This window comes from Planobispora longispora, from assembly GCF_016863135.1.
Taxonomy (GTDB): Bacteria; Actinomycetota; Actinomycetes; order Streptosporangiales; family Streptosporangiaceae; genus Planobispora; species Planobispora longispora.
Map to the genome: position 1 here is coordinate 48,662 of NZ_BOOH01000055.1, position 9,331 is coordinate 57,992.

The following is a 9,331-nucleotide window of genomic DNA, read 5'->3' on the forward strand; positions in this document are numbered from 1 at the left end:
TCGCAGGACACGCCGATACACAGGTCTTGACTATCCCTCGTGCGCGATTCGGGCGCAGCCAACGGCGTGATGATCGCCGGCGCGCTCGCCACCCCCGCCTGCTGTGCTGGGCGATGGATCGGCGGGGTCGTCCCGAGCGCATCAGCACTCATGTGCTAAGGGAGATGACGCTGGAGTACTTCCGTCTCGCCGCCATCAAGGCCGCCTCGGCGCGCGGGTGGCGGCGCGTCGAGCCCGTACCCCTTGGACTACCTGAGCAGTCACGGCATCTCGTGGGGTTTCTGACATCACCAGCCGGCCACTCGATCCACAGCCTTCTGCCAGGCGACGTCGTGGACGGCATCACAACAGCAACAACCGGCTGACCGCCCCTGGTCTGCCCGATAAGGACAACAGTCTGGGGTCGGTCCAGTAGGTGGGGTTGTTTCCGCAGTCCCGAATATGCCTGGACAACCTGTATTTTCCGCCGGGTGCTTGCCGGCAGGGACAGATGGGAGCACCTGCGAGGCCGAGCGGGCATCGGCGAAGCTCGGCCCGATGTCCATAGCCGACGCGCAGCTGTTCGAACCACCGTGACCAGGTCGTTGAGGACCCCTGGTCGCAGCACCGGACGGGTGCGTGGTGGTTCGCCTCACCCTTCCTCCTCTTCCTGAATCTTCGGCCGGTCGCCTCAAACACCGCGGATCCGGGAGCCGTGCCCTCACTCGGCCGGTCCCAGCGGTGTACAGGGGCCCAAAGTCCCCAGCACCCACGCCCTACGGCTCTGCCCGATTCCGGCCGGGCGACGGACCATGAAGGCCCCGAGGGGAGGAGGCGTCATGCCTGCGGTGATCGTCGATGGATTGCGCAAGCACTACGGGCCGGTACGGGCGGTGGACGGGGTGAGCTTCACCGTCGCCGAAGGCGAGGTGTTGGCCCTGCTGGGGCCGAACGGCGCCGGCAAGACCACCACGGTGGAGATCCTGGAGGGGCATCGGGGCCGGGACGGCGGCACGGTGTCGGTGCTCGGGCTCGACCCGGCCACCGGCGGGCGGGCCTACCGCGAGCGCATCGGGATCGTGCTGCAGGAGGCCGGCTTCGAGGAGGAGTTCACCGTCGCCGAGCTGGTGCGGCTGTATGCGGGCTTCTACCCGCACCCCCGTGACCCCGGCGAGGTGATCGAGCAGGTCGGTCTGGCCGACAAGGCGGGCGCCCGGGTGCGCACCCTGTCCGGCGGGCAGAAACGCCGCCTGGATTTGGCGCTGGGCCTGGTGGGCCGGCCCGAGCTGCTGTTTCTGGACGAGCCGACGACCGGGTTCGACCCCTCGGCCCGGCACCGCGCCTGGGAGCTGATCGAGGGCCTGCGCGCGCTGGGCACCACGATCCTGCTGACCACCCACTACATGGACGAGGCCCAGCACCTGGCCGACCGGGTCGCGGTGCTGCGCGCGGGACGGCTGGTGGCCATCGGCGCACCGGACGCGCTCGGCGGGGACGGCCGGGGAAGCGTGCTGTCCTTCCGGCTGCCCGAGGGCACGGCCCCGGCCGACCTGCCGGCGCTCACCGGCGAGATCAAGGCGTACGGCGAGGCGGTGGACGTACGCACCCGGCAGGCCGCCCGCGACATGCACACCCTGACCGGCTGGGCGCTGGAGCGGGGAGCGGAGCTGACCTCGCTGACGCTGTCGCAGCCGAGCCTGGAAGACGTCTATCTCGACCTCGTCGAGGACCCCGGACCGTCAGCTGAGGCCGGGCGGGAACCGGCCGCCGTTGGCGAGCGGTTCAAAGCGTCATCCGGAACCGGGCGGGAACCGGCCGTCGGCGACGAATCCGCACCCAGGAGGTCGTCATGAACATCCACGTCGCGGATGCCGGGCTGGTCGCCCGCCTGGCCCGGCACGAGACGCGCTCCTTCCTGCGCACCCCGATCGCGGCCGTCTTCACCGTCGCGATGCCGCTGCTGATGATGGTGATCGTCGGTGCCGCGGTGGGCAACGCGACCGTCGATCCGGCCACCGGTGTGCGGGTGATGCAGTTCGTCGTCCCGGTCATGACCGTCTTCGGCATCGCCCAGGGCTGCTTCGGCGCTCTGGCGATGCACCTGGCCGATCTGCGTGACCGCGGCTGGCTCAAGCGCCTGCGCGGCACCCCGGTGCCGGCCTGGGCGGTGATCGCCGCTCTGGCCGGGACGTCCCTGGCGATCGCGCTGGCCACGACCGTGGTGCTGGTCGGCGCCGGAGTGCTCTTCTACGACGTGCAGCTGGTGGGGCGCACGCTGCCGGCGCTGCTGCTGACCTTGCTGCTCGGAGTGGTGTGCTTCACCGCGCTCGGCTTCGCCGTGGTGGCGCTGGTGCGCAGCGCGGCGGCGGTGCAGCTGATCGGCACCGGACTGCTGTTGGCGCTGGCGTTCATCTCCGACGTCATCTTGGTCGGCGCGAAGCTGCCGGTCTGGCTGGAGACCATCGGGTGGATCTTCCCGCTGCGTCACTTCGGCGAGGCCGTGCGCGATGCCTTCAATCCCTTCCTGCCCGGCTCGGGCCTGCACGGCGGCCATCTGGCTGTGCTGGCGGCCTGGGCGGCCGGGGCCGTGGCGGTGGCGGTGTGGCGCTTCGGCTGGGAGCGGTCACAGGACAGGGCCGCGGTGGCGGGTACGGCGAAACCGCGACCACCGGCGGCGGTGTCCAGGCCCGCCATCCGCGCCGTCCGGCCCGAGGGGCGTCCCGCGCCGTGGCGGCTGGCCGGGGGCCAGGCCGCGCACGCCGCGCTGCGGCTGCGCCGGGATCTGCCGACGGCGTTCTTCACCGTGGTGCTGCCGATCCTGCTGCTGGTGATCATCTCGCTGGTCTTCGGTGAGACGCAGGCCGAGGGGGTGCCGTTGCCGGTGTTCATGCTGGCCGCGATGACCGCCTACACGGTCGGGGTTTCGGCTTATGTCAACCTCGCCGAGGCCGTCACGGTCGACAAGGAGCGGGGCGTGCTCAAGCGGCTGGCCGGCACGCCGCTGCCGCGCTGGGCCTACTACAGCGGCTGGGTCGTCTGCGCGCTGCAGGTCACGCTGGCCACCACCATCGTGCTGGCGCTGGTGGCGGTGTCCGGCTACGACGTCCGGATCGGATTGTCGGCGATCCCCGTGATGCTGGTGACGGTGGTGCTGGGGGTGGCGTGCTTCGCCGTCCTGGGAGCGCTGGTGGCGACGCTGGCCGCCCGGTCCGCGACTGCGAACGCGATCACCTTGGGGACCTTCCTGCCGCTGGCCTTCGTTTCGGACGTGTTCGTCGTCGGCGGGCCGCTGCCCGCGGTGCTGGAGACGGCCGGGGAGGTGTTCCCGCTCAAGCACCTCTCACACGCGCTGCTGGCCGCCCTCGATCCGGCGGGCCGTCCCTGGCCGTGGACGGACCTGGCGGTCGTGGCCGCCTGGATGCTGGCCGGGGTGCCGGCCCTCGCTGTCGCAAACGGCCGCCGCACCAAAGGAGACGCGTCGGCCTGACCAGGACGGCATGACGGACACAGAGATGCAGGGACACGGAGACGGCACAGCGGCCTCAACGGTTACCTCCCACTCCGGCTCACCCGTCCAGGGCTCCGGTACGGTGCCCGTCAGCCGGTGCCGAGGTGGGCGAGCCGCTCCTGGTACTCCTCGGTGGAGATCTCGCCCTTGGCGTACCGGTCGGCCAGCGCCTCACGCGCGCGTCCGGCTTCAGGGCGCCCGGCCGGCCGCCGGTCGGAGGCGGCGCGGACGACCAGCCAGACTCCTCCGGCGATGAGGCCCGCCCACACCAGCATCATGAGCGAGCCCCCCAACCACGCCGATCCGCCGCCCCACATGTGGTGGCCCCTGCCGTCCCACGGGCCGGCGGCCACGAGCAACGCGTTCATGGCAGCCTCCTTCCTTTGCCTTCTTCCAGCGGTCACGGCCGGACCCGGGCGGGAAAGGACCGAAAGTCCCCCGGCCGGGGAGCGGAAGGCCCTGCTGCGGCAGGAGGCGGCGCGGGAGTCTGAAGGTGAGCGCCGGACCAGGCTTTCCCGCACGCGCGGGCCCGGCGGACGCCCCGGGATGGAAGGGGATGGAGACGATGAACGAGCCCACGCGCACGATCGAGCGGGCCAGCCCCGATGACCTGGCGATGCTGGCGATGAGCTCGCGATCGGCGCCCCGGCAGATCGGCGCCCTGCTGGTGCTGGGGGCGACACCGGACTTCGACCGGGAGGCCGCCACCAGGCTGCTGGCCGAGCGCGTCCGGGCCATCCCGCGGCTGCGGCAGCGCCTGGTACGGGTGCCGCCGGGATGCGGCCGCCCCGTCTGGGCCGACGATGCGGCCTTCGCCGTCGGCCGGCACGTGCGCAGCGTGCCCTGCCCGGCCCCGGCGGATGAGCGGGCGCTGCTGGATGTGGCCACCGCCGTGGTGAGCGAGCCGCTGCCATTGTCCCGTCCGCCGTGGTCGGTGACGTTCGTCACCGGACCGGGCGGCGACGTGCTCGGGATGGTCGTCGTCCTGGACCACGTGGTGGCCGACGGCATCGGCGGGCTGGCCGTGCTGGCCGGGCTGGTGGACCAGACGGCCGCCGCGCCGCCTGCGGAGGCCGCGGCGTTCCCCCGGAGCCTGCCCTCGCGACGGCGACTCGCCGCCGACGCCCTCCTCGGCCGCCTGCGGGCGCTGGGCCGCGTGCCCGCGTTCTGGCGGACCGTCCGGGCGTCCGCGGCGACGTCGGGCGGGTTGCTCCACCCGGAACCTGCCGCCCGGTGCTCGCTGCTGCGGCCGACCGGGCCGCGCTGGCGGGTGGAGACGGTCGGCACCGATCTGGCCGCGCTGCGGGCGGCGGCCCACCGCTCCGGCGGGACCGTCAACGACGCGCTGCTGACCGCGATCACCGGTGCGCTGCGCACGCTGCTGACGCATCGCGGTGAGTCCGTCGACGCCTTCGCCGTGGGGGTGATGGTGGCGGCCCGCCGTACGGCCGGCGCCGACCGGCTCGGCAACGAGGTCATCCCGCTGATCGTCACCCTCCCGGTCACCGGCGAGCCGCCCGCGCGGCGGCTGGAGCGCATCGCGGCCATCCTGCGGGCCCGCAAGGCCACGGCCGCCAAGACGCCCCTCATCGCCCTGTTCGGCCTGCTGTTCCGGGCCCTGGCCGGGCTGGGGCTGTATCGCTGGTACATGCGGCGCCAGCGGCGCCTGCACACGCTGGTCAGCAACGTGCGCGGCCCCGATCGGCCGCTGTCGTTCGGCGGCGCGGCGATCCGCGCGGTCGTGCCGGTCGCGGTCGCCGAGAGCGGCAACGTCACCGTGAGCTTCGAGGCCCTGTCGTACGCCGGGACGTTCACCGTCTCCGTCCTGGTCGATCCCGACAACGTGCCCGACCTCCCCGTCCTCGTCGCCGCGCTGCGGGCCGAGCTCGACGCCCTGACGGAGGCGCCCGACCGGCCGCGGGAGCTGCCGCATCCGGAGGAGAGCGGCGCCTGGACGGCCAGCTGACGAGGGTCAGATGACGAAGGTCCCGCCGAGACAGGAGGAGCGGCCCTGAACCGGATCGGCCCCGGGGACGAGGGTGGGAGCGTGAGCTTCGACCGTGAGGAGGCCATGATGACCGGCATACAGGACGGACTCGGCGTGGTGGTGGGGATCGACGGCTTCGCCCCGGGGGATGCGGCCCTGCGCTGGGCCGCGGCCGAGGCAGCTGCCAGGGGCGTCCCGCTCACCGTCTGCCACGTCTGGCGGTGGCCCTACCCCCAATGGCCGGGGGAGGAGGTGCCGGCGGAGATGGCCTGCCGCCCGGCCCGCCGGATGCTCGATCGCAGCGCGGCCTGGGCCGAGCGGAATCATCCCGGGCTGGCCGTCCGGACGGTCCTGCGGCAGGGGCGGTCCGCGGACGTGCTCGCGGAACTGGCCGGGATGGCAGAACTGCTCGTGGTGGGCACCTGGGACCGGAGCGGGCCGGCGACTCTGCTGCACGGGTCGGTGAGCACCTGGGTGGCGGTGCGCGTCCGCTGCCCCGTCGTGGTCGTGCGAGGACACTCCGACCCGGGCGGGAGGCGGCCCGTGGTGGTCGGCTTCGACGGCTCACCCGAGTCGCCGGCCGCCCTGGACTTCGCCGCCGGAGAGGCGCACCTCCATCACGCGCCGCTCCGGGTCCTCATGGCCGATGCGCACATCGGCCATGAGGACTCCGCCGCGTCGCAGATCGCGCGTCTGCAGGCCGAAGGGAAGCTCTGGACCGAGCTGTGGCCGTGGTTGCACCGGTATCCCGGCCTGGAGGTCCGCGTCGAGATCCTCGACGGATCGCCGCGCGGGGAGCTGCCGGCCGCGGCCGCGCAGGCGCGGCTGCTGGTGGTCGGATCCCGCGGGATGGGCGAGCTCCGCGGCCTGCTGTCCGGCTCGGTCAGCCAGGCCGTGATGCGCCACGCGCCCTGCCCCGTCGCGGTGGTCCACCGGGGATGGGAGAGCCGGTCGGGCCATGCGGACCGCATCCGGCTGCGGCCGGTCGCGTGACCGCTACCCGGATCGGGACCTTGGTCCCGGCACGCGAGGCCGTGCGGCACTGACGGGACGTGAGCCCCGGAGGGAGGGTCGGAACATGACCGAGACCGTCGTCCAGAGCATGCAGACCTGGCGCATCGAGGTGCGCGGGGTCGTGCAGGGCGTGGGATTCCGGCCGTTCGTGCACCGGCTCGCCACGCGGATCGGGTTGCGCGGACACGTCCGCAACGCCGGAGGGCAGGTGACCATCACCGTCACCGGCACGCGGGCGGACCTGGAGGCCTTCGACGACGCCCTCGGCCGGGCGCGCGCCATCCACGGCGTCGCCCCGGCCGCGGTCGCCCACGACGCGCATCCGGCTTATCTGTCGACCCAGCTCGCCGGAGGGTGGCCCGCCGCCGATCGCATCACCGTCCAGCACCACCACGCGCACGTCGCGGGCGTGGCCGCCGAGCACGGGCTGACCGGGCCGTTCCTGGGCATCGCCTACGACGGGCTCGGTCTCGGGGACGACGGCACGTTCTGGGGCGGGGAAGTGCTGCGGGCCACCTACACCGGCTGGCCCGCTTCTGCTGGGCCTGTGCGCGGACAACCGCTTCGAGGGCGAGGCCGCGATGAGACTCGAGCGGGCGGCGACCGGCTTTCCCGGCGCCGACCCGCTCGCCTGGCGCATCCGCCGAGACGGCGGAATGTGGGTCTATGACGCCGTGGCCACGCTGCGGGACCTGCTGGAGGCCAAAGCGGACGGCGAGCCGGTCGGCGCGGTGGCCGCGGCCTTCCATGCCACGATCGCCGCGGCCCGCGGAGGTGAGAGCGGTGTGCCTGGGCATCCCCGGACGGATCGTCGAGCTGCACGGCGGCTCCCCGCCCCTGGGCGTGGCCGACTTCGGCGGCCTGCGGCGGGAGGTCTGCCTGGCCTACACGCCCGAGGCTCGTCCGGGCGACTACGTGATCGTACATGTCGGCTTCGCCATCTCCGTGGTGGACGAGCAGGAGGCCGAGCGCACCCTCGCGGTGATCAGGGCGATTCCCGGAGGGCTCGATGAGATATCTGGATGAGTATCGCGATCCGGTCCTGGCCCGGGCGCTGCTGGCCGAGATCCACGCCGCCGACCTCGGCCTGGCCAACTTCAGCCTGCTGGTCAGCCATGTGCTGGTGCCTCCGGCGATGAGTGCGATCCTCGACTCCGCGCACAACGAGGTGCAGGCGTTCCTGGCCGCCGGGCACGTATGCGCGATCATGGGCTGGACCGCCTACGAGCCGCTCGCCGCCCGCTGCCGGGTGCCGATCGTGGTGACCGGCTTCGAGCCCCTGGAGCTGCTCGAAGGCATCCTCCTGGCGATCCGCCAGCTCGAGGCGGGCGCCTTCCGGGTGGAGAACCAGTACGTCCGCGGTCCGCCGCACCGGCAACGCCGCGGCGCAGCGGGCGATCGAGCGGGCCTTCCGGGTCGGCGACCGCACTTGGCGCGGGATCGGTGCGATCCCGGCCAGCGGCCTGGTACTGGCCCCGGCCGGACTGGGACTCGGGCGCGTACCGGGATCATGGCACGCGCCCGCCGCCTGGAGGACTTCGGGTTCCCGCTCAAGGCTGGGGCTTTTTCCGCTCAAGCCTGGGACGCGGGGGCATGCGTCAGTGCTTCGACCAGCGCGGTGAGGTGGGCGACCCGCGTCTCCAGATCGCGGATGCGGGCCTCGAGGGCTGCTGTGGACGGGGGCTGGTAGGTCAGAGCGATCTGGCGGGGCATCTCTGGTTCCTCTTTCCGATTCGGCGGGGTCTGCACACCGCACATGGGACGGCTGTGCCGGGTCCGACCCCTTTGTCGCGCGTAGACGCGTCTTCCACCTTTTAGTGTCGGGACCGTTTCGGCAGGCGGGTACGGCCGTTGGACCTGCAATCATGGGCACTCCGGCCCACTCGGGGATTCCGGGCTCCGAACGGACTCCGGTTCAGGCGCGGGTGTCGTCCTCGTCCCACTGGATCTCGTCGACGACATCGACCACGCCGTTGATCCGCAGCGCCAGGCGGGCGGCGACCCGGGCCTCGCTGCGCTGCTGCATGCGACCGCCCAGCGTCACCACGCCCTGATGCACGGAGACTCTCACCTGGGAGGTGTCGGTCCATGCGGAGTGGTCCAGGATGTCCTTGCGGATCTCCTGGGCGATGTCGGCATCCGGCCGGACGAACACCTTGATCAGGTCATGACGGCTGACGATGCCCTGCAAGGCACCGTTTTCGTCGACGACCGGCAGGCGCTTGACGCCGTGCTCGTCCATCAACCGCATCGCGTACACCACGGCGGACTGCGGGCGGATGGTGACGGCCGGGGAAGTCATCAGCTCGGCGGCGGTCTCCCCGCGCGCCTTGTCCAGGTTCTTGCCCTTGTCCTGGCCGAGGCGGTGGCGCAGCCGGGCGCGCAGCGGCGGCCGGTAGCCCTCCCGGTAGTACTGCTCCTTGAACTCCTCCTTGCACAACAGATCCGCCTCGGAGATCACACCGATGACGTGGTTGTCGGCGTCGACGACCGGGACCGCGCTCACGCCGTGGTTGACGAGCGTCTCGGCGACGTCCTTGAAGGGGGTGGCACCGGTGACGGAGGCCACCGTGCCCGTCATGACCTCGCTGACCTTCACACGCATCGGGCTCTCCTGGAAATCGTGGGGTTTCTTCCCTCTCATTTCACCTTCGTCCCTGAGGGAGCGGGCAGAGCCGGAAGTCCTCCGCTGCGAGGTCGTTGTGCCGTTTTCCGCATCTGTTTTGCCTGATGGTGAGCTTGTTGGAGGGCAAGCGGACGCTTCCTCCGGCGGGGCGGCGACAGCACCGGAGAAAAGAACCAGGCGCCGTCGACCCGGATCGGTAGAGGCAGGGCGCCGGGTC

General features: G+C 72.2%; 8 protein-coding genes and 2 pseudogenes. 8 read left to right on the forward strand and 2 right to left on the reverse strand.

The features are described 5' to 3' along the window. The first annotated feature begins 818 nt into the window (after positions 1 to 818). Both Plo01_RS32210 and Plo01_RS32215 read left to right on the forward strand, forming a co-directional pair. Entirely contained in the window at positions 819 to 1,832 is a 1,014-nt protein-coding gene (locus tag Plo01_RS32210; protein ID WP_203894519.1) for an ABC transporter ATP-binding protein, read from the forward strand. Further along, positions 1,829 to 3,466, forward strand: coding sequence for an ABC transporter permease (locus tag Plo01_RS32215; protein WP_203894520.1), 1,638 nt, complete (start codon positions 1,829 to 1,831; stop codon positions 3,464 to 3,466). The genes Plo01_RS32210 and Plo01_RS32215 overlap by 4 nt, the downstream gene beginning before the upstream one ends. 110 nt (positions 3,467 to 3,576) lie before the next feature. On the opposite strand, the gene Plo01_RS32220 is transcribed toward Plo01_RS32215, so the two are convergent. After that, positions 3,577 to 3,855 (reverse strand): SHOCT domain-containing protein, encoded by a 279-nt coding sequence (locus Plo01_RS32220; protein ID WP_239317480.1) that lies wholly within the window; start codon positions 3,853 to 3,855, stop codon positions 3,577 to 3,579. Between the two features lie 197 nt (positions 3,856 to 4,052). On the opposite strand from Plo01_RS32220, the gene Plo01_RS32225 reads away from it, so the two are divergent. The 6 genes and pseudogenes from Plo01_RS32225 to Plo01_RS32245 all read left to right on the forward strand — a co-directional run bounded on the left by Plo01_RS32225 (position 4,053) and on the right by Plo01_RS32245 (position 8,178). Continuing rightward, positions 4,053 to 5,453, forward strand: a complete 1,401-nt coding sequence (locus tag Plo01_RS32225) for a wax ester/triacylglycerol synthase domain-containing protein (protein WP_203894521.1) — start codon at positions 4,053 to 4,055, stop codon at positions 5,451 to 5,453. A gap of 81 nt (positions 5,454 to 5,534) precedes the next feature. Further along, positions 5,535 to 6,467, forward strand: coding sequence for a universal stress protein (locus Plo01_RS32230; RefSeq protein ID WP_203894522.1), 933 nt, complete (start codon positions 5,535 to 5,537; stop codon positions 6,465 to 6,467). A gap of 109 nt (positions 6,468 to 6,576) precedes the next feature. After that, positions 6,577 to 6,978 (forward strand): annotated as a pseudogene (locus Plo01_RS32235) (acylphosphatase); the annotation flags it as partial. A gap of 91 nt (positions 6,979 to 7,069) precedes the next feature. Continuing rightward, a pseudogene (locus Plo01_RS41435) lies at positions 7,070 to 7,195 on the forward strand (hypothetical protein); the annotation flags it as partial. Between the two features lie 76 nt (positions 7,196 to 7,271). Then, a complete protein-coding gene (locus Plo01_RS32240; protein WP_239317482.1) occupies positions 7,272 to 7,514 on the forward strand; it encodes a HypC/HybG/HupF family hydrogenase formation chaperone in 243 nt (80 codons plus the stop codon). Continuing rightward, the gene (locus Plo01_RS32245; RefSeq protein WP_444980771.1) at positions 7,498 to 8,178 is read left to right on the forward strand and encodes a HypD family hydrogenase formation protein; all 681 of its coding nucleotides are present in this window, start codon (positions 7,498 to 7,500) and stop codon (positions 8,176 to 8,178) included. The genes Plo01_RS32240 and Plo01_RS32245 overlap by 17 nt, the downstream gene beginning before the upstream one ends. Positions 8,179 to 8,403: 225 nt before the next feature. Here the strand turns inward: Plo01_RS32245 and Plo01_RS32250 are convergent, their stop codons facing one another. Beyond that, entirely contained in the window at positions 8,404 to 9,093 is a 690-nt protein-coding gene (locus Plo01_RS32250) for a CBS domain-containing protein (protein ID WP_203894525.1), read from the reverse strand. Between the last annotated feature and the right edge of the window lie 238 nt (positions 9,094 to 9,331).